This window comes from Streptomyces sp. NPDC046939 (assembly GCF_040644575.1).
Taxonomy (GTDB): Bacteria; Actinomycetota; Actinomycetes; order Streptomycetales; family Streptomycetaceae; genus Streptomyces.
Map to the genome: position 1 here is coordinate 74,374 of NZ_JBEYWV010000015.1, position 20,139 is coordinate 94,512.

21 protein-coding genes and 1 tRNA gene are annotated in these 20,139 nt (G+C 71.9%); 9 read left to right on the forward strand and 13 right to left on the reverse strand.

What is annotated here, in order from left to right:
• The first annotated feature begins 51 nt into the window (after positions 1-51).
• Together ABZ877_RS18245 and ABZ877_RS18250 are read left to right on the forward strand one after the other, a co-directional pair.
• Positions 52-582, forward strand: coding sequence for a roadblock/LC7 domain-containing protein (locus tag ABZ877_RS18245; protein WP_361071759.1), 531 nt, complete (start codon positions 52-54; stop codon positions 580-582).
• 26 nt (positions 583-608) lie between these two features.
• Positions 609-983, forward strand: coding sequence for a hypothetical protein (locus ABZ877_RS18250; RefSeq protein WP_361071762.1), 375 nt, complete (start codon positions 609-611; stop codon positions 981-983).
• Between the two features lie 13 nt (positions 984-996).
• On the opposite strand, the gene ABZ877_RS18255 is transcribed toward ABZ877_RS18250, so the two are convergent.
• The gene (locus ABZ877_RS18255) at positions 997-1,569 is read right to left on the reverse strand and encodes a hypothetical protein (protein WP_361071765.1); all 573 of its coding nucleotides are present in this window, start codon (positions 1,567-1,569) and stop codon (positions 997-999) included.
• 91 nt (positions 1,570-1,660) lie between these two features.
• A complete protein-coding gene (locus ABZ877_RS18260) occupies positions 1,661-2,503 on the reverse strand; it encodes a helix-turn-helix transcriptional regulator (protein ID WP_361071768.1) in 843 nt (280 codons plus the stop codon).
• A 102-nt stretch (positions 2,504-2,605) separates the two neighbouring features.
• Between ABZ877_RS18260 and ABZ877_RS18265 the strand changes: the two genes are divergently transcribed.
• Positions 2,606-3,379, forward strand: a complete 774-nt coding sequence (locus tag ABZ877_RS18265) for an SDR family oxidoreductase (protein WP_361071770.1) — start codon at positions 2,606-2,608, stop codon at positions 3,377-3,379.
• A 206-nt stretch (positions 3,380-3,585) separates the two neighbouring features.
• Here the strand turns inward: ABZ877_RS18265 and ABZ877_RS18270 are convergent, their stop codons facing one another.
• The 6 genes from ABZ877_RS18270 to ABZ877_RS18295 are packed head-to-tail and all read right to left on the reverse strand — an operon-like array spanning position 3,586 to position 8,909.
• The gene (locus ABZ877_RS18270; RefSeq protein ID WP_361071773.1) at positions 3,586-4,032 is read right to left on the reverse strand and encodes a hypothetical protein; all 447 of its coding nucleotides are present in this window, start codon (positions 4,030-4,032) and stop codon (positions 3,586-3,588) included.
• A 57-nt stretch (positions 4,033-4,089) separates the two neighbouring features.
• Positions 4,090-5,511 carry a cytosine permease gene (locus tag ABZ877_RS18275; protein ID WP_361071776.1) on the reverse strand — a complete coding sequence of 474 codons (1,422 nt, stop codon included), beginning with the start codon at positions 5,509-5,511 and terminating at the stop codon, positions 4,090-4,092.
• A gap of 11 nt (positions 5,512-5,522) precedes the next feature.
• Positions 5,523-6,458, reverse strand: a complete 936-nt coding sequence (locus tag ABZ877_RS18280; RefSeq protein WP_361071779.1) for an ABC transporter substrate-binding protein — start codon at positions 6,456-6,458, stop codon at positions 5,523-5,525.
• A gap of 11 nt (positions 6,459-6,469) precedes the next feature.
• Positions 6,470-7,147 (reverse strand): ABC transporter permease, encoded by a 678-nt coding sequence (locus ABZ877_RS18285; protein ID WP_361071781.1) that lies wholly within the window; start codon positions 7,145-7,147, stop codon positions 6,470-6,472.
• A gap of 5 nt (positions 7,148-7,152) precedes the next feature.
• Complete coding sequence (locus tag ABZ877_RS18290) at positions 7,153-7,797, reverse strand: ABC transporter permease (protein WP_361071786.1); 645 nt, start codon at positions 7,795-7,797, stop codon at positions 7,153-7,155.
• Positions 7,794-8,909 carry an ABC transporter ATP-binding protein gene (locus tag ABZ877_RS18295; protein ID WP_361071789.1) on the reverse strand — a complete coding sequence of 372 codons (1,116 nt, stop codon included), beginning with the start codon at positions 8,907-8,909 and terminating at the stop codon, positions 7,794-7,796. The genes ABZ877_RS18290 and ABZ877_RS18295 overlap by 4 nt, the downstream gene beginning before the upstream one ends.
• Positions 8,910-9,130: 221 nt before the next feature.
• On the opposite strand from ABZ877_RS18295, the gene ABZ877_RS18300 reads away from it, so the two are divergent.
• Together ABZ877_RS18300 and ABZ877_RS18305 are read left to right on the forward strand one after the other, a co-directional pair.
• The gene (locus ABZ877_RS18300) at positions 9,131-10,630 is read left to right on the forward strand and encodes an aromatic amino acid ammonia-lyase (protein WP_361072101.1); all 1,500 of its coding nucleotides are present in this window, start codon (positions 9,131-9,133) and stop codon (positions 10,628-10,630) included.
• Between the two features lie 56 nt (positions 10,631-10,686).
• The gene (locus tag ABZ877_RS18305; protein WP_361071792.1) at positions 10,687-11,547 is read left to right on the forward strand and encodes a MurR/RpiR family transcriptional regulator; all 861 of its coding nucleotides are present in this window, start codon (positions 10,687-10,689) and stop codon (positions 11,545-11,547) included.
• Positions 11,548-11,864: 317 nt separating this feature from the next.
• On the opposite strand, the gene ABZ877_RS18310 is transcribed toward ABZ877_RS18305, so the two are convergent.
• On the reverse strand, positions 11,865-13,256 hold the full coding sequence (locus tag ABZ877_RS18310; RefSeq protein WP_361071795.1) for a cystathionine beta-synthase: 1,392 nt from the start codon (positions 13,254-13,256) through the stop codon (positions 11,865-11,867).
• 140 nt (positions 13,257-13,396) lie between these two features.
• Here ABZ877_RS18310 and ABZ877_RS18315 point away from each other — a divergent pair, with 140 nt between their 5' ends.
• From ABZ877_RS18315 to ABZ877_RS18325, 3 genes are all read left to right on the forward strand, one after another.
• On the forward strand, positions 13,397-14,455 hold the full coding sequence (locus tag ABZ877_RS18315; RefSeq protein WP_361071798.1) for an SGNH/GDSL hydrolase family protein: 1,059 nt from the start codon (positions 13,397-13,399) through the stop codon (positions 14,453-14,455).
• A 235-nt stretch (positions 14,456-14,690) separates the two neighbouring features.
• Complete coding sequence (locus ABZ877_RS18320; protein WP_361071801.1) at positions 14,691-15,911, forward strand: acetyl-CoA C-acetyltransferase; 1,221 nt, start codon at positions 14,691-14,693, stop codon at positions 15,909-15,911.
• Positions 15,912-16,129: 218 nt separating this feature from the next.
• Entirely contained in the window at positions 16,130-16,975 is an 846-nt protein-coding gene (locus ABZ877_RS18325) for a hypothetical protein (RefSeq protein WP_361071804.1), read from the forward strand.
• A 16-nt stretch (positions 16,976-16,991) separates the two neighbouring features.
• Here the strand turns inward: ABZ877_RS18325 and ABZ877_RS18330 are convergent, their stop codons facing one another.
• Entirely contained in the window at positions 16,992-17,303 is a 312-nt protein-coding gene (locus ABZ877_RS18330; protein ID WP_361071806.1) for a hypothetical protein, read from the reverse strand.
• A gap of 87 nt (positions 17,304-17,390) precedes the next feature.
• Here ABZ877_RS18330 and ABZ877_RS18335 point away from each other — a divergent pair, with 87 nt between their 5' ends.
• Complete coding sequence (locus ABZ877_RS18335; protein ID WP_361071810.1) at positions 17,391-17,621, forward strand: DUF4287 domain-containing protein; 231 nt, start codon at positions 17,391-17,393, stop codon at positions 17,619-17,621.
• 80 nt (positions 17,622-17,701) lie between these two features.
• Here ABZ877_RS18335 and ABZ877_RS18340 read toward each other — a convergent pair whose 3' ends face one another.
• The 3 genes from ABZ877_RS18340 to ABZ877_RS18350 form a co-directional block, all read right to left on the reverse strand.
• Entirely contained in the window at positions 17,702-18,595 is an 894-nt protein-coding gene (locus ABZ877_RS18340; RefSeq protein WP_361071813.1) for a Bax inhibitor-1/YccA family protein, read from the reverse strand.
• Between the two features lie 156 nt (positions 18,596-18,751).
• Positions 18,752-19,927: a 4-hydroxybenzoate 3-monooxygenase gene (locus ABZ877_RS18345; RefSeq protein ID WP_361071816.1), complete on the reverse strand. Its 1,176-nt coding sequence runs from the start codon at positions 19,925-19,927 to the stop codon at positions 18,752-18,754.
• 83 nt (positions 19,928-20,010) lie between these two features.
• Positions 20,011-20,093: transfer RNA gene (locus ABZ877_RS18350), tRNA-Leu, on the reverse strand.
• Positions 20,094-20,139 lie beyond the last annotated feature (46 nt).

Genomic DNA, 20,139 nt, shown 5'->3' on the forward strand with positions numbered 1-20,139 from the left:
ATCGTGCGCAGCGGCCCCGAACCCCCCGTCACTTCCGGAAGGAGACCGCCGATGGCCGACGAGGCCGAAGTCCTCGGCGAACTGCAACGGCTGCGCATCCGGGTCCCCCAGGTCACCGGCGCCCTCGCGGCCAGCGTCGACGGACTCGTGCTCGCCCAGGACACGCCCGGGATCGAGCCCGAGGGCGTGGCCGCGCTGACCGCCGCCGCGCTCGGCGTCGCCCAGCGCCTCTCGGACGCCACCGGGCAGGGCGGCTTCCGCGAACTCCTGGTGCGGGGCACGGACGGCTACGTCGCCACGTACGCGGCCGGGGGCGCCGCCGTCCTGACCCTGCTCGCGGAGGACCGGATCAACGTGGGGCGGCTGCACCTGGAGGGCCGCCGCTCCGGGACGCGGATCGGTGAACTCGTCGACGCGGCCCTGCCCGTCGAACCGCCCGTGCGGGCCCGGGGCCGGTCCCGGGCGCGTACGGCACCAGCCCTGCCCCCGGCGCCCGCCGACAGCAAGCTTCCCGTCCGCACCCCGAAGACCGCCGAGCCCGGACTCCCCGAGCCCGGACTGCAACCCCGAACCGCCCGTTGAGGCAGCGTAGGAAAGGACCCAGCACCATGGCCAACACCGAGACCGCGTTGAAGGACGCCGTCACCTCCATCGAGGGCGCGAGCGCCGCCGCCCTCGTCGACTACAACAGCGGCATGGCCCTCGGCACGATCGGCGGCTCCAAGAGCTTCGACCTGGAGGTCGCCGCCGCGGGCAACACCGACGTCGTCCGCGCCAAGCTGCGCACCATGGAACACCTCGGTCTGAAGGACGAGATCGAGGACATCCTCATCACGCTCGGCACGCAGTACCACCTGATCCGCCTCCTGAAGGGCCGCAGCGGCAACGGGCTGTTCCTGTACCTCGTACTGGACTCCTCGCGCGCCAACCTGGCGATGGCCCGCCACCAGCTCAAGAAGATCGAGGCCGACCTCGACGTGTGAGCGACGCCGGGTGTCAGCGGCGCCGTGCCCCGCCGGGCGCGGCGTCGCCCGCCGCCGTCCCCGTGGACCGGTACGCCTTGACCCGCTTTCCCGCGGGCGCGCCCGCGCGGGGCCCGAGCCAGTCGACGCGCAGCCACACCAGCGCGTCGCTCTCCCGCTCGCGCCGGCCCAGCCAGGCCGCCTTCAGCCACAGCCCGGCGCCGGCCCCGGCCAGCGCCATGCCGCCCGCCGCGGGCACCGCGAACGCGCCGGCGACGGCCGCGAGGAAGGCGAGCACCAGCCACCAGCGGTGGCCGCGCCGCCAGTTCCGTACGGTGACCTGCCGGTCCTGCAGGACGTCGAACTTCCCGGCGCGGGCCGCGCCGCGCGCCAGCCGTGCATACCTTTGCCTGCGGGCGTACGCCACCGCCGCCGCGACCACGAGGAACAGCGCGGCCCCGGCGAGCAGCCCGATCCGCCGCCCGGTGAGCCCGTCCGGCACGAGCCCGACGCCCGCCGCGACGACACCCAGCCACCACAGCGGGGCGGCCCCTGCCCGCACCACGACAGCGGTCCTGACCAGCCCTTGCGCTCCGCGCGTCGCCACCTCATGCCCTCCTTCGACGCCGGTCCGTCCGTCCGGGGCGGGAGGTTAGCGACGGTTTCTGAAGGTTGCGTGAGGAGGTCTACGGCCAGGGCTACGTGGTCAGGGTCGGCAGCGTCAGGGCCCGCAGCCGCTCCTCGGTCGCCGAGCCGGGCTCGGGCGTGTAGACCACGAGCACCTGTCCGGGCTCGCCGGGCAGCGCCAGCGTCTCGTACGGGAAGACCAGTTCACCGGCGACCGGGTGGAGCATGCGCTTCACGCCGTACCCCTTCTCCTTCACCTGCTGGTCCGCCCACAGGCGCCGGAAGTCCGCGCTGGCCAGGGAGACCTCACCGACCAGGGAGGCGAGGAGCGGGTCGTGCGGGTGCGCGCCCGCGTCGAGGCGCAGGAACGCGACGGTCTCGGCGGCGACGGCCGCCCACTCCGGGTAGAGGTCGCGGGCGTCCGGGTTCAGGAAGACCTGGCGCGGCATGTTGCGGTCCCGGGGGTCCATCGCGGAGAAGCCGAGGACGGCGTCGCCGGGCTCGTTCCACGCGAGGACGTCCATGCGGCGGCCCAGCACGAACGCCGGGGCCTTGTCGATCGTGTCCAGGAGCAGCCGCACCCCGGGCCGCACCTCCTGGACCGCCGGACGCCCGGACGCCCCGCGGCGGGCAGTGGCGGCGGGGCGGGCGAGGGCGCCCAGATGGGTCCGCTCGGTGTCGTCCAGGCGCAGGACACGGGCGACGGCGTCGAGCACCGCGTCCGAGACGGACGCGGACCGGCCCTGCTCCAGGCGGATGTAGTAGTCGACGCTGACCCCGGCGAGCTGCGCGACCTCCTCGCGGCGCAGCCCCGGCACCCGGCGCCGCCCGTGCTCCGGCAGGCCGACCTCCTCCGGCCGGATGCGGGCGCGCCGCGAGCGCAGGAAGCCGCCTATGTCACCGAGCTCGTTCATGCCGACGATCCTAGGGAGCCCGCGCGCGACCGTCCTGGTACTGGCATACCCAGGAAAAGCTTCGCCCTGGGTAGCGTGCGCGGACCGCTACAAGCTGCTGCCATGACTTCGACGACGCTCTACAGCGACCTCGCCGGCCGTACCGCCCTCGTCACCGGCGCCGCCAGCGGCATGGGTGAGGCGACCGCCCGGCTGCTCGCCGCGAACGGCGCCCGCGTCGCCCTCCTCGCCCGGCGCGCCGACCGCCTCACCGACCTCGCCGCGAAGATCGGGGCGGACGGCGGGCAGGCCCTCGCCGTGCCCACGGACATCACGGACCAGGGCGCGGTCGACGCCGCCGCCGAGCGCGTGCACGCCGTGTACGGGCGGGTCGACCTCGTCGTGAACGCGGCGGGCGTGATGCTGCCCAACCCCGTCACCGAGGGCCGCGCCGACGAGTGGCAGCGGATGCTCGACACCAACGTGGCCGGGGCGCTGCGCGTCATCCGCGCCTTCACCGCCGACCTCGTCGCGACGGCCGCGGCGGGCGGCACGGCGGACCTGGTGAACATCTCGTCCATCGGCGCACACGTCCCGTTCCCGAACTACGCGGTGTACGGGGCGACGAAGGCGGCCCTGACGTACCTCTCCCAGTCGCTCCGCACCGAGCTGGGCCCGCGCGACGTCCGCGTCACCAACATCGAGCCCGGCCTGACCGACTCGGAGCTGGCCTCGCACGTCGACAACGCCGAGCTGTCCGGCCAGCTGGACGGCATGTTCGAGTCGCTGCTCGGCCTCTCCTCCACGGACGTCGCGGACCTCATCGCCTACACGGTCAGCCGCCCCCGCCACGTGAACCTGCGCCAGGCGGTACTCCTGCCGACACGGCAGGCATGACACCGGTTCCACGAGCGGGTCGTGGTCCGTGCTGCACGGTGTCTTCAACCGCCAGGCAGGCAGACGCCGTACGGCGGTTGAAGGAGGCGTGGCAGTCGACCTGCTCGACCCGGTCGCCGTCCCGTGCCCCGTGGAGAGCGGCGCGCCGGATCCGGGGGATCCGCACCCTGGAGAAGCCGGACCCCGGACAAGCGGAGCCCGGCCGCTCACTCCTCCCAGTCGGAGTCGGGGTCCTTGCGGCCACGGCACTTTTCGCCCAGTCGTGGCGCCCAGACCCCCATGTGCAGGGCGTTGACGCCGACGATGCCGCCCCACGCGATCAGCAGCCCGGGCAGATGGGCGTTGACCACGGCGATCGCGGAGAGCGGGATCGCGAGGACGAGGGTGACGACGGCGAAGCCGAAGCGTTCGCCCCAGCCGTCGCTCCCGGGGTTGCGGCCCGCACGCGCGTCGCGGGCCACGACCATCTGCTGCTCGGCGAGCTGCCTGCGCACCCGGCGGTCCACGCTGGAGTCCAGGCGCTGCTCGACCTTGTCGAGGAACGAGTCGACGAGCGCGGTCTCGTACTCTTCGCCGAGCTCCCTGCGGGCGTGCAGGGTGGCGTCGAGTTCCTTCTTGAGTTCGGCGTCACGTGCCTGTTCGCGGGCTTCCATACCCGGTAACGGTACGGAGCACGGGCCCGCGGGGCATTGGGGTTATCCCCCCTCTTCCTACGGGGCCACGCCCGAGGCCACCGGTCCCGCGTGCGGCGCCTCCAGGATCGTCGCCTCCGGCACGTGCGCGGTGTCGTGGCGGGCGAGCAGCCAGTACAGGGCGGCCGGGACGGCGAGCCCGACGATCCAGGAGATGTCCGCACCGCCGAGCGGATCGACGAGCGGTCCCGTGTAGAAGGAGGTGGCCAGGAAGGGGAACTGGGCGACGAGCCCGATCCCGTAGACCAGGAGCGCCTTCCAGCGCCAGGCGCCGTAGCGGCCGTGCGGATCGGCGAGGGCCGGGATGTCGTAGCGCTCGCGCGAGATCAGGTAGTAGTCGACCAGGTTGATGGCGCTCCACGGCGTGAAGAACGTCAGCAGGAACAGCAGGAAGTCCTTGAACGACGACAGGAAGCTGTCCTTGCCCGCGAGGGCGACCGCCGTGCCCGCGATCATGATCAGCGCGATGTAGACGGCCCGCCCGCGCTGGGAGAGCACCCGCTGCCCGCGGAAGCCGCTGACACCGGTCACCATCGCCATGAACCCGCCGTACGTGTTGAGCACGTTGACGGTGAGCTTGCCGAGCGCGATGACGAAGTAGAAGACGGAGGCGGCGGCGCCTGCGCCGCCGAGCGAGACGACGTACCCCACCTGGTTGTCGAGGAACGCCTCCCCGGCGGTCGCCGCGACGAGCACGCCGAACGTCATCGACCACTGCGAGCCGAGCGCCGAGCCGGACAGCGTCCACCAGAACGTGGCCTTGGCGCTGGTGTCGCGCGGCAGGTAGCGCGAGTAGTCGGCGACGTACGGGCCGAACGCGAGCTGCCATGACGCGGAGAGCGACACGGCGAGCAGGAACATCGGCAGCGAGAAGTGCGCGTCGCTCAGCAGGTCGCCGAGGTCCGCGCGGTCCAGGAGCCGTATGCCGAGGTAGACGAAGGCGACGGCACAGACGACGCTGGCGACGCGGCCCAGGACGTGGATGACCCGGTAGCCGACGGCCGCCAGAAAAGCCGTGACCAGCGCGAAGAGAATGATCCCCATCGTGTCGCCGGTGTGCGTCAGCTCGGCCGTCGCCTGCCCGGCGAGCACGCTGCCGCTCGCGAAGAAGCCGACGTACATCAGGATGACGAGGAGCAGCGGCACGATGGCGCCCTTGACGCCGAACTGCGCCCGCGACTGGATCATCTGCGGCAGCCCGAGCTTCGGCCCCTGCGCCGAGTGCAGCGCCATGACGGCGCCGCCGAGCACATTGCCGAGCACGAGCCCGACGAGCGACCACACCACGTCGCCGCCGAAGATGACGGCGAGCGCGCCGGTGACGACGGCGGTGATGTGCAGGTTCGCGCCGACCCACAGCGTGAACTGGTGGAAGGCGCGCCCGTGCCGCTCGCTGTCGGGGACGACGTCGATGGAGTGCTTCTCCACTACCGCTGCCATGCGTTGACCTCTTACTTCTCGCTCAGTCCATGGGCGCGCGCGTAGTCGTTCGCGACGTCCTCGGGGTCCTTCTTGTCCTTGTCGACGAGCCGGTTCAACTCGGTGAGCTGCTCGGTGGTGAGTACGTTGCCGAGCCGGGCCAGCGCCTTGCGGACGGTGGAGTCGGCCTTGCGGTCGGCGATCAGCGGGACGACGTGCTGGCCGGGGACGAGGTTCTTGGGGTCGGTGAGGACGACCCAGTGGTTGGCGGCGATGTCGGTGTCGGTGGTGAACAGGTTCGCCACGTCGACGTCGCCCTTCTTCAGGGCGCCCTTCACCAGCGGCCCGGAGGAGTCGAGGGACTTGAACTCCTTGAACTCGACGCCGTAGACGTCCTTCAGCCCGACGGCCCCCACCTGCCGCTTCTTGACCTCCGGGGCCGCGCCGATGACGAGCTTCCCGTTCTGCTTCGCCAGATCGGCGAGGGACTTCAGCCCGTACTTCTCGGCGGTCTCGCGGGTGACGACGAACGCGTCCGAGTCCTCCGCCATCCCGTACGGCAGGATCTGCAGCCCGGCCGGGAGCGCCATGGCGAGGGCGTTCTGCATCTCGCCCTCCTCGGTCGCCTCGGACTTGGTGTCCAGGTAGTGGAGGAGGGCGCCCTGGTACTCGGGCAGGAGGTCGATGTCGCCGCCCTTGAGCGCGGGGATGAGGATCTCCCGGGTGCCGAGGTTGGGGCGGACCTTCGTCTTCACCCCGGCCGCTTCGAGCACGGCGGCGTACAGGTACCCGAGGACCTGGTTCTCGGTGAAGTTGGCGGTGCCGATGGTGACGCCGTTCTTGCTGGAGCCGCCGCCACCGCCGCCCGAGCCGTCCCCTTCGAGGGAGGTGATGCCGCTGGAGCAGGCGGCGAGCGCGGGCACGGAGGCCGCGGCGAACAGGCCGCCGAGGAGAGTACGTCGATTCATCTGCTGTGCTCCTAGGCCGACTTGGGGGCGGCGGGACGGTGACGGAAGAGGAGACGCTGGAGCCCGGAGAGGGCCAGGTCGAGGACGACGGCGACGACCGCGACGAGGACGGCCCCGCCGAGCACCTGCACGAGGTCCCGCTGGGCGAGCCCGTCGAAGACGTAGCGGCCGAGCCCGCCGAAGGAGACGTACGCGGCGATGGTCGCCGTCGCCACCACCTGGATCAGCGCGAGCCGCAGCCCCGTCATGATCAGCGGGAGTGCGAGCGGCAGCTCCACCTGGAGGAGGACCTGGTGCGCGCGCATGCCCTGGCCGCGCGCCGCGTCCTTCACCTCCGGATCGACGGCGGTCATCCCCGCGTACGTGTTGGTGACGATGGACGGCACGGCGAGCGCGACGAGGGCGATGTAGACGGGCCACATGGACAGACCGCTGGCGAGGAAGACCAGGACGACGAGTCCTACGGTCGGCAGCGCGCGGCCGAAGGAGGAGAGGTTGATGGCGACGAACGCGCCCCGGCCCGTGTGCCCGATGAGCAGACCGACGGGGAGCGCGAGCGCGGCGGCGACGAGCGTCGCGATCAGCGAGTACTGGAGGTGCTCGGCGAGCCGGTGCGCGATGCCGTCGGGGCCGGTCCACTGCTCGCCGCTGACCAGCCAGGAGCCGAGGTTCTTGAAGAGTTCGTACATGGCGGTCAGGCCTTCCGGGTCCGGGCCCACGGGGTGAGCAGCCGCTGTACGAGGACGAGCGCCGCGTCCGCGACGAGCGCGAGCAGCAGCGTGAGGACGACGCCGACGATCACCGGGGTCGGGAAGTTCCGCTGGAACCCGTCGGTGAACAGCTGGCCGAGTCCGCCGTCACCGATGTACGTGGCCACGGAGACGAGCGAGATCGACATGACCGTCGCGATCCGTACGCCCGCCATGATCACCGGCAGCGCGAGCGGCAGTTCGACGGTGAGCAGGGTGCGCAGCGGTCGCGTGCCCATGGCCTTCGCCGCCTCCTTCGTCTTCTGCGGCACGGAGTCGAGACCCTCCACCGTGTTCCGGAGCAGGACGACCAGGGTGTAGATCGTCAGGCCGATGACGGTGGTGGTGCGGGTGAGTCCGGAGACCGGGAGGAGCAGGACGAAGACGGCGATGGAGGGGATGGTGAACAGGACGTTGCTGATCCCGAGCAGGAAGCCGCGCAGGGGCCTGACCCGGTGGGCGAGGACGGCGAGGGGGAGGGAGATGAGGAGGCCGAGGGCGACGGCGGTGAGGGCGGCTTGCAGGTGGGAGAGGGTGAGGGTGGTGAGGTCGGACCCGTGGGAGCCGATCCAGTCCCAGTCGATGCTCATGCGGCGCTTCCCGTCTGTCCCGCGGCTGTCTCGCCGGCGGCCGCGGGTCCGTCGTGGCCGGCCGCGCCGTTCCCCGCGCCCCTGAGGGCGTCGGCGTGCGCGGCGCCCGCCCGTGCGTGGATGTCGTCCCGGGACGAGACCCCGGTGAGAACCCCGTCCGCGTCGACACGGGCCACCAGCCCGGAGGGCGCCGCGACCGACTCGTTCAGCGCCGACAGCAGCGAGTCCGCGTCCCGCAGGGGGCGGACGGGGACCTCGGCCCCGCTGTCCCGCGCACGCCAGTGCAGGGGCTTGCGGGCCGGGTCGAGCACCAGCTCCCAGGGGCCGCCCTCCGGCAAGGGCCCCTGCGCGACCTCCGCCACCCGGCTCAGCGACAGCAGCTTCAGGCCGCGCTCGGCCCCGAGGAAGTCCGCCACGAACCCGTCCACGGGCCGGGCCAGGAGCTCGGCGGGGGCCGCGCACTGCACGAGGTGCCCGCCCTCGCGGAACACGGCGATCCGGTCCCCGAGCCGTACCGCCTCGTCGATGTCGTGCGTGACGAAGACGATGGTCTTGCTCAGCTCCTTCTGCAGCCGCAGCAGCTCGTCCTGCAACTGCGTCCGCACGACCGGGTCGACGGCCCCGAACGGCTCATCCATCAGCAGCACCGGGGGATCCGCCGCGAGCGCCCGCGCCACCCCCACCCGCTGCTGTTGTCCGCCGGAGAGCTGGTGCGGGTAGCGCCTGCCCATCTCGGGGGCGAGGCCGACCCGCTCCAGGAGTTCACCGGCGGCGGCGCGGGCCTTCTTGCGGCCCCAGCCGAGGAGCAGCGGCACGGTGGCGACGTTGTCGAGGACGGTGCGGTGCGGGAAGAGGCCGGCCTGCTGGATGACGTAGCCGATGGAGCGGCGCAGTTCGGCGGCGTCCTGGTCGAGGACGTCGCGGCCGCCGACGCGGATGGTGCCGGAGGTCGGCTCGACCATCCGGTTGATCATGCGGAGGCTGGTCGTCTTGCCGCAGCCGGAGGAGCCGACGAAGACGGTGACGCCCCCTTCTGGCATGTCGAGCGACAGGTCGTGCACGGCTGTCGTGCCGTTCGGGAACCGCTTGTGAACCGCCTCGAACTGAATCATGGAGCGCCTCTGTCGTCCTCGTGGTCGCCTCTTGCCCGGCCTGCATATGGTCATGCAGAGTTCTCGGTGCGTGAATAACTTGTCAATGCCCCCGCGTAAATCGCTGGTAAATCACCCCCGGACGCCCGGGATGTGAGACACGAAGGCCGCCGCGAGGGCGATTGCGGCCACAACGAACCTCTCCAGGCCCGTTCGAGGAGGAACAGCGCGTGATGCCCCCTATGGACATGACACCGCCCCCGGTCGTCGTCCTCGACGGCCATGGCCTCCCGGTCACCGACGTGGTCCGCCTCGCCGACGCGGACGCCCGGCCCATACCCGGCACCGAGGCCATGAAGCGCGTCGAGGAGTCCTGGAACGCGGCCCGCGAGATCGCCGCCACGGGCCGCGTCTACGGCCGCTCCACCGGCGTCGGCGCCAACCGCAGCGAGGACGTGCCCACCGAGGCCGCCGCCGACCACGGCCTGCGCCTGCTGCGCAGCCACGCGGGCGCCATCGGCGACGAACTGCCCGAGCGCGAGGTCCGCGCGATGCTCGCGGTCCGCGCCAACCAGCTCCTCGCGGGCGGCGCGGGCCTGCGCCCCAGCGTCGTCACCGCCCTGTGCGAAGCCCTGGAGAACGGCGCCCACCCGGCGGTCAACGAACACGGCTCCGTCGGCACCGGCGACATCGCCGCCCTCGCCCAGATGGGCCTCGCCCTCGCCGGTGAACACCCCTGGCGCGGCAAGGGCACGGCGCCCGCCGCCCAGCCCCTCGACAACAACGACGCGCTCGCCCTGATCTCCAGCAACGCCCTCACCCTCGGCCAGTCCGCACTCGCCCTGCACGAACTGCGCTCCCTGCTCGCCGCGACCCAGCTCGTCGCCGCGCTCAGCCTCCTGGCCGTCGACGGCAGTTACGAGGCGTACGCGCTCCCCGTCCACGAGGCCCGCCGCCACAAGGGCTCCTACGAGGTCGCCGCCCGGATGCGCGCCCTCCTCGGCGCCCCCGACCGCCCGACGCCACCGCTCGGCCGCATCCAGGACCCGTACGGCTTCCGTTGCGTGCCGCAAATCCACGGGCCGGCGCAGGACGCGGCGGACGCGCTCGAAGCGGTCCTCACGGTCGAGATCAACGCGGCGGCGGAGAACCCGCTGATCTCACCCGAGGACATGACGGCGTACCACCACGGCGGCTTCTACATGGCCCAACTCGCCCTCGCACTCGACCACTTCAGGCTGGCGGTGACCCAGGTGGCCCGCCTGTCCACCTCCCGCCTGTCCACCCTCAACGAACCGGCGTACACGCGCCTGCGCCCGTTCCTCGCCGACGGCGAACCCGGCGCGTCCGGCGTGATGATCCTGGAGTACGCCGCCGGAGCCGCACTCGGCGACCTGCGCGCCTTCTCCGCGCCCGCCTCGCTCGGCCACGCCGTCCTCTCGCGCGGCGTCGAGGAACAGGCCAGCTTCGCCTCCCTTGCCGCACGCCAGACCCTGCGCGCCTGCGCCGCCTACCGCCAGGTCGTCGGCTGCGAACTGGTCGCGGCGGTCCGCGCCCTGCGCCTGCGCGACCACCGCCCCGACGAGAACCTGCCGGTGGGCCGCGCCTTCGCCCTCGCCGACGCCACCCTCGAACCGGACCTGACGGACCGCCCGCTGACGGCGGACGTGGAGCGTGCGGCGAAGCTCCTCGACCGTTTCACGGAGGCCGCGCCCTGGCGCCGGACACCCCCGCCTGAATAACATCATGCACGGCCAATTTTGACTGAATGGACGGCGCGGGGGACGGACGGGTGGACATGACCGAGCACACGACGAACGGCACCGGGGGACACAGCCCCGCCGCCCGCCTCCAGCACCTCTTCGAGGGCCACCGCCTCACCCCCACCCAGCGCCGCATCGCGCACTGCATGGTGCGGCGCGCGGCCGACGTGCCGTTCCTGTCCTCCGTGGAGCTGGCCGACCTGGCAGGCGTCAGCCAGCCCTCCGTGACCCGTTTCGCCGTCGCCCTCGGCTTCGACGGCTACCCGGCCCTGCGCAAGCACCTGCGCGAGGTGTCCCCCGCCGAACCCGCGACGGTCACCCGCGCCAACGAGTACCAGCAGGCCGTCGAGGCCGAGATCGCCAACCTCCGCCACCTGGCCGACCTCCTCGCCGACCCGGCCCCCGTCGAACGGGCCGGCGCCCTCCTCGCCGCCTCCCGGCCGCTCCTCGTCCTCGGCCTGCGCGCGGCGGCCTCCCAGGCGTACGGGTTCTCCTACTTCGCGGCCAAGGTCCACCCCGACGTCCGCCTCCTCGACGAGGGCGGCACCATGCTCGCCGACCGCATCGACGCGGCCGTCCGCGCGGGCGCCACGACCCTGCTCTGCTTCGCGCTGCCCCGCCACCCCCGCGAGGTCGTCGACACTCTCGCCTACGCCAAATCGGCGGGCCTGACGGTGGTCACGGTGGCCGACTCGGCGTTCGCCCCGGTGGCCGCCCACTCCGACCTCCTGCTCCCGGCGGCGGTCGGCACCGGCCTCGCCTTCGACACGGCCTGCGCCCCGATGCTGCTCGGCCGGGTCCTCCTGGAGGCGATGTGCGACGGCCTGCCCGAGGCCCAGGCGCGCCTGGAGGAGTTCGACGTACGGGCGGCGGAGCGCGGCCTCTTCGTCGAATGAGCCGCATGGGCTCGCATCACATGAGCTTGCGCGGGGACCGCCGCACCCCCTGTGACGGGGGGCGGGACGACGGCGGTCCCCGCGAGGGGCGCGCGCGACCGGGTCAGAACCGGGTTGCCACGCCCAGGGCGTCCATGGAGATCCGGGAGCCGCTCCGAAACCGTCCTTGACGCCGCTCACTGCCGTCCGAGGCGGGGAGCCGCTCCCGCCCCTTCCGACATCCACCAATGTGCCGGACCCGTGTTAAGCGGGTGCTGCGCGCACGTGACGTGCGCGTACCGTTTTCCCGAACCCGGCACACGCGGCCTGGCAGCGCCCTACTTGCCGACGCCCTTGGCGAGGAAGGACAGCAGGTCCTGACGGCTGACCACACCGGTCGGCTTGCCCTCGACCAGCACGATCGCCGCGTCCGCCGACCCGAGCACCGCCATCAGGTCCTCCACCGGCTCACCGGAGCCCACGTGCGGCAGCGGCGCCGACATGTGCTTCTCCAGCGGGTCGGTGAGGGAGGCGCGCTGGGCGAAGAGCGCGTCGAGCAGCTCCCGCTCCACGACCGAGCCGATGACCTCGGCGGCCATCACGTCCGGGTGTCCCGCGCCCGGCTTCACGATCGGCATCTGCGAGACGCCGTACTCGCGCAGCACCTCGATGGCCTGCCCGACCGTCTCCTCGGGGTGCATGTGGACGAGCTCCGGCAGCGAGCCGCCCTCCTTGTCCGCGAGTACGTCGCCGACGCGGGCGCTGGGCCCCGAGTCCTCCAGGAACCCGTAGTCCGCCATCCACTCGTCGTTGAAGATCTTGCTGAGGTACCCGCGCCCGCTGTCCGGCAGCAGCACGACCACCACGTCGTCCGGCCCGAGCCGCTTCGCGACCCGCAGGGCCGCCACGACCGCCATGCCGCAGGAGCCGCCGACCAGGAGGCCCTCCTCCTTGGCGAGGCGGCGGGTCATCTGGAAGGAGTCCTTGTCGGAGACCGGGACGATCTCGTCGGCGACCTCGCGGTCGTAGGCGCTCGGCCAGAAGTCCTCGCCGACGCCCTCGACGAGGTAGGGGCGCCCCGAGCCGCCCGAGTAGACCGAGCCCTCCGGGTCGGCGCCGATGACCTGGACGCGGCCCTCGCTCGCCTCCTTCAGATAGCGGCCGGTGCCCGAGATGGTGCCGCCGGTGCCGACGCCCGCGACGAAGTGCGTGATCCGGCCCTCCGTCTGCTCCCACAGCTCGGGGCCCGTGGAGTGGTAGTGGGAGAGCGGGTTGTGGGGGTTGCTGTACTGGTCCGGCTTCCAGGCGCCCGGCGTCTCACGGACGAGGCGGTCGGAGACGTTGTAGTACGAGTCCGGGTGCTCCGGGTCGACGGCCGTCGGGCAGACGACGACCTCGGCGCCGTACGCCCGCAGCACGTTGATCTTGTCGGTGGAGACCTTGTCGGGGCACACGAAGATGCACTTGTACCCCTTCTGCTGCGCCACGATGGCCAGGCCGACACCCGTGTTGCCGCTGGTGGGCTCCACGATCGTGCCGCCGGGCCTGAGCTCCCCGCTCTGCTCGGCCGCCTCGATCATGCGCAGCGCGATGCGGTCCTTCACGGAACCGCCGGGGTTGAAGTACTCGACCTTGGCCAGGACGGTCGCCTGAAGCCCTTCGGTCACCTTGTTGAGCCTCACCAGCGGGGTGTTGCCGACGAGGCTGATCATCGAATCGTGGATCTGCACGTTGTCTCCGGGTCTCCTACGGACGGTTGCCGTCAGCGTATGCCGGACATCGGCCCTTCATCCCCGGTTGCGATTGACGGACCGTGCTTACGGGGCAAGCACACAGGGAGCCGTAAAAGCGAAAGAGGTGGCCGCGGAAGATGTCGAGCAGGGCAAGGGTGGCACGGCGGATCGCCGCGGGGGCGGCGTACGGCGGCGGCGGGATCGGATTGCTGGGCGCGGCGGCGGTCGGGGTGGTGCTCGCGGAGGTGCAGTTCGCGCGGCGCCAGGTGGGCAACCACGGCTCCACGCCGATCCACCTCCCGTCCGCGGACGGCCTCTACGGCACGACGTACGGGGACGCGGGCGCCGAGCCGCTGCGGTTCGCCATGCTGGGTGACTCGACGGCGGCCGGCCAGGGGGTGCACCGGGCGCGGCAGACCCCGGGGGCGCTGCTTGCCTCCGGGCTCGCGGCGGTCTCGGAGCGGGCGGTGCAGCTGCGCAACGTGGCGCTGCCCGGCGCCATGTCCGACGACCTGGACCGGCAGGTGGCGCTGATTCTCGCGGACCCGGAGTGGCGGCCGGACGTCTGCGTCATCATGATCGGCGCCAATGACGTCACGCACCGTATCCCCGCCACCAAGTCCGTACGTCATCTGTCGGCGGCGGTACGGCGGCTGCGGACGTCCGGTGCGGAGGTCGTGGTCGGCACCTGTCCCGATCTGGGCTCGGTGGAACCGGTGCAGCAGCCGCTGCGCTGGCTGGCCCGGCGCGCCTCGCGCCAGCTCGCCGCGGCGCAGACCATCGGGGTCGTGGAGCAGGGCGGCCGCACGATCTCACTCGGGGATCTGCTCGGCCCGGAGTTCTCCGCCAATCCGCGCGAACTCTTCGGCCCCGACAACTACCACCCCTCCGCGGAGGGCTATCAGACGGCGGCCATGGCGGTCCTGCCCACCCTGTGCGCGGCCCTCGGCGTCTGGCCCGACGAGGAGCGCCCCGACGTCTCCCGCGCGGAGGGCTTCCTCCCGGTGGCCCGTGCGGCGGCGAAGGCGGTCGAGGAGGGCGGCACGGAGGTCACGGCCGCGATGCCGACGGGCCCGCGCGGCCCCTGGGCCATGCTGAAGCGCCGCAAGCGCCGCCGAGTCCCCACCCAGGACCCGGTACCGACTCATTCGAGCCCAGTCGCATCGAGCCCCTCTGGGGGTACCTCCCAGCGTTAGCTGGGGGAGATTGAGGAGCGGGGTCCGGGGCGGAGCCCCGAAACAGGGGCGCCGGGCGCCAACCCGACCAGCCCCGCACAAGAACCCGGCCCACCCGGCGGAGCCCTGAGCAAGCGCTTAGAAAAATGCGGCAGGGGTCACACCCCCACACTCGTGACCCCCGCCATACGGGCGGGTAACTTCCGAAGCGGTCCTGCCGTTCGCCAAGAACTCCGCCAGACACCCTGGAGCCGTGATGCCCGAAGCCGTAATCGTCTCAGCCGCCCGCTCCCCCATCGGCCGCGCGTTCAAGGGCTCCCTGAAGGACGTACGCGCGGACGACCTGACCGCGACGATCATCCAGACCGCGCTCGCGAAGATCCCGGAGCTGGACCCGCGCGACATCGACGACCTGATGCTGGGCTGCGGCCTGCCCGGCGGCGAGCAGGGCAACAACCTGGGCCGGATCGTCGCCGTGCAGATGGGCATGGACCACCTCCCGGGCTGCACGATCACCCGGTACTGCTCCAGCTCCCTGCAGACGACGCGGATGGCGCTGCACGCGATCAAGGCAGGCGAGGGCGACGTCTTCATCTCGGCGGGCGTCGAGATGGTGTCGCGGTTCGCGAAGGGCAACTCGGACTCGCTGCCGGACACCCGCAACCCGTTCTTCGCCGAGGCCGAGGCCCGTACCGCGCGCGTCGCCGAGCAGACGGGCACGACCTGGCACGACCCGCGCGAGGACGGCCTGGTCCCGGACGCGTACATCGCGATGGGTCAGACGGCCGAGAACCTGGCCCGCCTGAAGGGCATCACGCGCGAGGAGATGGACGCCTTCGGCGTGCGCTCGCAGAACCGCGCCGAGGAAGCGATCAAGAACGGCTTCTGGGAGCGGGAGATCACCCCCGTCACCACCCCGGACGGCACGGTCGTGAGCAAGGACGACGGCCCGCGCGCCGGCGTGACCATGGAGGGTGTCGCGGGCCTGAAGCCGGTCTTCCGCCCCGACGGCCTGGTCACGGCGGGCAACTGCTGCCCGCTGAACGACGGCGCCGCCGCCCTCGTGATCATGTCCGACACGAAGGCGCGGGAGCTGGGCCTGACCCCGCTCGCCCGCGTCGTCTCCACCGGCGTCTCCGGCCTCTCCCCCGAGATCATGGGCCTGGGCCCGGTCGAGGCGAGCAAGCAGGCGCTGAAGCGGGCCGGTCTCGGCGTCGGCGACATCGACCTGTTCGAGATCAACGAGGCGTTCGCGGCGCAGGTCATCCCGTCCGCCCGTGACCTGGGCATCGACGAGGACAAGCTGAACGTGAACGGCGGCGCCATCGCCGTCGGCCACCCCTTCGGCATGACCGGCGCCCGCATCACCGGCACGCTGATCAACAGCCTCCAGTTCCACGACAAGCAGTTCGGCCTGGAGACCATGTGCGTCGGCGGCGGCCAGGGCATGGCCATGGTCATCGAGCGCCTGAGCTGAGCGGGCTACGCAATCGTGATCCAATCTCCCCCAGGATGTGACGTGCATCTCGGGGGAGAGGGATTTCGCAGGTCAGGACGGTACCCGGCCCCTTTGTGAGCTAAACACCGGGACAAAAGACCTGTCCATTTCGTGACGTAATGCACTGACAGGCGGTTCGTCCAGGCTTCAAGCTGATGTAGGAAGTCGGGGGTCGACTTGAAACCGGGAGTACGTCAGTGAGCGCCATCCCTCTTGCACTGCTGCTCGCCACGGCCGCTGCCACGGCCGTCGGCGCCGCCACCCTGCACAACGTCCGGGGTCTGCGACGACAGATCGCGGACCTGCGCGAAGAGGTGTCACGCGCCCGTGCCACCGGCGCGCAAGCGGGCGTGCCCGCTCCTCGCGCCACCTCCGGCCTGAGCGCCGACATGGATGCCATACGGGTCGCCGTCGCCGACGCCCTCGCCGAGGAGCGGGAGCGCGAGCTGGCGGAGGCGCGGGCGTTCTGGGCGGCGCAGGAGGCCCGGGACACCTCGGACCTGCCCCCGTTCCTCGCGGGCGGCGGCGCGTCCCTGGACGAGGTCCTCGGCGGCGAGTTCTTCCTGCCGCGCCAGGCGGACTTCGCGGGTCTGGAGCCGGTCGTCGAGCCCGTCGTGGAGTCGGTCGTCGAGTCGGCCCTTGAGCCCGAGGACGAGTTCGCTGGAGAGTCCCCGGAGCTGGCCGCCGCCCGGCGCCGACACCCCTCCCACCCCGACTTCGTACCCGTGCAGTCGCCGGTCGTCAGCGACCACGAGCGCACGGTGGCGTGTCTGGAGGAGCTGGCGCACACCCGCACCGCCCTCTCCGACGTCCGCCCCGGCCCGCTCGGCACCCTCGACGTCTACGTCTTCGCCGACGGGACGACGCTGTGCATGACCCCGGGCCACCGCGAGACGGCGGAGCAGCTCGCCGCGGCCCTGCGCGACGGCGACAGCCCGGTCCTGCTCGGCGGCTCCGGCGTCTCGGGCGCCTACGCGCTGACCTTCGAGTGCGGCGGCGACAACGTCTACATCCTGGCGGACCGCGTCATAGCGTCCGCCTGACCCGCACGGGAGCGGGTCAGATCCCGGCCCGCTTCATGGCGGTCTCGACCAGGTCGACGGCGTCCGCCAGTTCGTCCGCGTCCCGCAGGACGACCGCCAGGTCCCGCGCGGCGACCGTCACTTGGTCCGCCGCCGCGAACATCCCGGCGTCGGGCATCTCCCGCACCGGCGCCCCCGGGTCCTCGATCCGCTGCGCCCGCGCGGACAACTCTCTGGCCAGGGCCAAGGCCTCCGCGGCGGCCCCCCGTTGCAGCCGGCTCTGCGGCGCGGCCCGCAGCCGGTCAGCGAACTGGTCCACCGCGGCCGTCAATGACGTCGTATCAAGCACTCGGCGACTGTAGCTGTTTACAAGCGTGCGGCGCTCAGGCACGGTGGCGTGAAGGACAGGCCACATCGAAGCGTTCCGGAGGCGCCGATGTCCCAAGTCTTCTACGCGGAGACCCACCGCAATCTGCTGGCTCGCATCCCCCACTGCACCGGTCGTGAGATCTCCGACTGGCTGCGCACCGTCGAAGAAGGCCCCTGCTTCCTTCGCTTCGAAGAGAAAGTGAGCTGGCTCCGCGGGGAGCACGACCTCGCTTACGGCCACGCGAAGGCGATCATCCACGAGTACGACCTCAGGCGCGCCGCCCGACGCTTCGGTTAGCCGCCCGACTCCCCCACACACAGACGGCGAGAGGCCCGCGCACCGGAGTGCGCGGGCCTCTCATCGGGTCACTGCCGTGATCAGTCGTTGCCCTGGAGGATCGCGATGATCCGCAGGAACTCCATGTAGATCCAGACCAGCGTCATGGTCAGACCGAAGGCGGCGAGCCACGCCTCTTCCTTCGGGGCGCCGTACGCGATGCCGTCCTCGACCTGCTTGAAGTCGAGTGCGAGGAAGCACGCGCCGAGCAGGATGCCGATGACGCCGAACAGGACGCCGAGGCCGCCGCTGCGGAAGCCGAGGCCGTCACCGCCGCCGAAGACGGCGAACAGCAGGTTGACCGCCATGAGCAGGACGAAGCCCATCGCGGCGGCCATCACGAAGCCGTAGAACCGCCGGTTGACGCGGATCCAGCCCGCCTTGTAGGCGATGAGGACGGCCGCGAAGACGGACATCGTGCCGAGCACGGCCTGCATGGCCGCGCCCTCCGCGATGCGGTTGTCGACGACGCTGGAGACGACGCCGAGGAAGACGCCCTCCAGCGCGGCGTAGCCGATGATCAGCGCCGGGGACGCCGAGCGCTTGAACGCCTGGATGAAGCCGAGGACCATCGCCACCAGGCCGGCGCCGATCGCGATGCCGTACGACTTGGTGATGTGGGCGTCGTCGACCGGCAGGAACGCCCAGGCGAGCGCCGCGGTGACGACGAGGACGCCGAGGGTGGTGGCCGTGCGCATGATGACGTCGTCCATCGTCATGCGGCCGGTGGTGGCCGGCGCCTGCGGAGCGCCGTACTGCACGTCCTGCTGCGCGTAGGGGTTCTGCGCGTACGGGTTGCCGGCGGGCGCCTGGCCGTACGGGTTGGCCTGCGTACCGACCGCGGGGCCCCCGGCCTGCGGCTGCGCGTTGAAGTGCGCGTAGCCGTTGTCGCGGCTGAACCCCCGTCGCGAGAAGACCGGGTTGCTGCTCCTCATCTCACTCCTCCATGGCCACCGTGTATGGCCTTGCCACAAGAGTAATGGGCTGGCAAAGATCTGGCCCTAGTGCTCAGGGAGGATCTTTCCCATCCTGTTACCGCACAACGTGCGGGGTACTCCCGTTGTTCCTCGGAAGAAGCCGGTCGCCGCCGTTCAGAACGGGAAGCCGGTGTACGCCTCCGCGAGATCGGTCTCCGCGGCGCGGGAGGTGGTGACGCGGTCGAGCCGGGCGAGCTGGATCCGGTCGTCGAAGGCGGTCGCGTCGGGCGCGCGGCGCAGCATGGTCGTCATGGCGTACGAGAACCGCTCCGCCTGCCAGACGCGGCGCAGGCAGGTGGCGGAGTAGGCGTCGAGGAGCGCGGGGTCGCCCTTGTGGAGGCGGGCGGTGAGGCCGCGGGCGAGGGTGACGACGTCGCCGACGGCGAGGTTGAGGCCCTTGGCGCCGGTCGGCGGGACGATGTGGGCGGCGTCGCCCGCGAGGAGGAGCCGGCCGTGGCGCATGGGCTCGTGGACGAAGCTGCGCATGGGCGTGATGGACTTCGCGGTGATCGGCCCGCGCGCGAGGCGCCAGGACGGGTCGTCGACCTCCAGGCGCCGGTCCAGCTCGTCCCAGATCTCGTCGTCCGTCCAGCCGTCGGCGTCCGTGCCCTCGGGGACTTGCAGGTACGCGCGCGTGACGGTGGGCGAGCGCATGGACAGCAGGGCGAAGCCGCGGTCGCTGCGGGCGTAGACCAGTTCGTCGTGGGAGGGGGCGACGTCGGCGAGGATGCCGAGCCAGCCGAAGGGGTACGTGCGTTCGTACGTGGTCGAGAGCGCGTCCGGGACCGCCGCGCGGGCCACGCCCCAGAACCCGTCGCACCCGACGACGTAGTCGCACTCCAGGACCTTCTCGCCGCCCTCGTGGCGGTAGCGGACGCGCGGGGTGTCGCTCTCGGCGCCCTCGACGGCGAGCGCCTCCGCCTCGAAGAGGAGCGGGCCGCCGTCGGTGAGCTGGGCGGCGATGAGGTCCTTGCAGACCTCGGTCTGCGCGTACACCATCACGGACCGGCCGCCGGTCAGGGCGGGGAAGTCGACGCGGTGGCGGCGCCGGTCGAAGCGCAGCTCGATGCCGTCGTGCGGCAGGCCCTCGCGGTCCATGCGCGCGCCGACGCCCGCGGCGCGCAGGACGTCGACGGTGCCCTGCTCCAGGATCCCGGCGCGCTGGCGGCGCTCCACGTAGGCCCGGTCGCGGCTCTCCAGGACCACGGAGTCGATCCCGGCGTCGTGCAGCAGCCTGGCCAGGAGCAGCCCGGCCGGACCGGCCCCGATGATCCCGACGGTGGTGCGCATACGGATCCTCTCCACGGCGGAAGGGGTGGAAGGGGCCGGGTGAAACGCGCGGAGACGGGGAAGAGGGGACGAGGAGTCGGAGGTGCCCGGAACCGGACTTGAACCGGTACGCCCGCGAGGGGCAGCGAGGTTTAAGCTCGCCGTGTCTGCATTCCACCATCCGGGCAGGCTGTGGGGCTCCGCGTAGACCGTCCGAGCCTATCCGGCGGCCT

Excerpts from the sequence above, each read along its gene's own strand:
- ABZ877_RS18340 (WP_361071813.1), bottom strand. The coding sequence starts at position 18,595 with ATGAGGAGCAGCAACCCGGTCTTCTCGCGACGGGGGTTCAGCCGCGAC.
- ABZ877_RS18320 (WP_361071801.1), top strand. The coding sequence starts at position 14,691 with ATGCCCGAAGCCGTAATCGTCTCAGCCGCCCGCTCCCCCATCGGCCGC.
- ABZ877_RS18335 (WP_361071810.1), top strand. The coding sequence starts at position 17,391 with ATGTCCCAAGTCTTCTACGCGGAGACCCACCGCAATCTGCTGGCTCGC.
- ABZ877_RS18270 (WP_361071773.1), bottom strand. The coding sequence starts at position 4,032 with ATGGAAGCCCGCGAACAGGCACGTGACGCCGAACTCAAGAAGGAACTC.
- ABZ877_RS18300 (WP_361072101.1), top strand. The coding sequence starts at position 9,131 with ATGGACATGACACCGCCCCCGGTCGTCGTCCTCGACGGCCATGGCCTC.
- ABZ877_RS18265 (WP_361071770.1), top strand. The coding sequence starts at position 2,606 with ATGACTTCGACGACGCTCTACAGCGACCTCGCCGGCCGTACCGCCCTC.
- ABZ877_RS18295 (WP_361071789.1), bottom strand. The coding sequence starts at position 8,909 with ATGATTCAGTTCGAGGCGGTTCACAAGCGGTTCCCGAACGGCACGACA.
- ABZ877_RS18245 (WP_361071759.1), top strand. The coding sequence starts at position 52 with ATGGCCGACGAGGCCGAAGTCCTCGGCGAACTGCAACGGCTGCGCATC.
- ABZ877_RS18285 (WP_361071781.1), bottom strand. The coding sequence starts at position 7,147 with ATGTACGAACTCTTCAAGAACCTCGGCTCCTGGCTGGTCAGCGGCGAG.
- ABZ877_RS18315 (WP_361071798.1), top strand. The coding sequence starts at position 13,397 with ATGTCGAGCAGGGCAAGGGTGGCACGGCGGATCGCCGCGGGGGCGGCG.
- ABZ877_RS18260 (WP_361071768.1), bottom strand. The coding sequence starts at position 2,503 with ATGAACGAGCTCGGTGACATAGGCGGCTTCCTGCGCTCGCGGCGCGCC.
- ABZ877_RS18280 (WP_361071779.1), bottom strand. The coding sequence starts at position 6,458 with ATGAATCGACGTACTCTCCTCGGCGGCCTGTTCGCCGCGGCCTCCGTG.
- ABZ877_RS18250 (WP_361071762.1), top strand. The coding sequence starts at position 609 with ATGGCCAACACCGAGACCGCGTTGAAGGACGCCGTCACCTCCATCGAG.
- ABZ877_RS18275 (WP_361071776.1), bottom strand. The coding sequence starts at position 5,511 with ATGGCAGCGGTAGTGGAGAAGCACTCCATCGACGTCGTCCCCGACAGC.
- ABZ877_RS18290 (WP_361071786.1), bottom strand. The coding sequence starts at position 7,797 with ATGAGCATCGACTGGGACTGGATCGGCTCCCACGGGTCCGACCTCACC.
- ABZ877_RS18305 (WP_361071792.1), top strand. The coding sequence starts at position 10,687 with ATGACCGAGCACACGACGAACGGCACCGGGGGACACAGCCCCGCCGCC.
- ABZ877_RS18345 (WP_361071816.1), bottom strand. The coding sequence starts at position 19,927 with ATGCGCACCACCGTCGGGATCATCGGGGCCGGTCCGGCCGGGCTGCTC.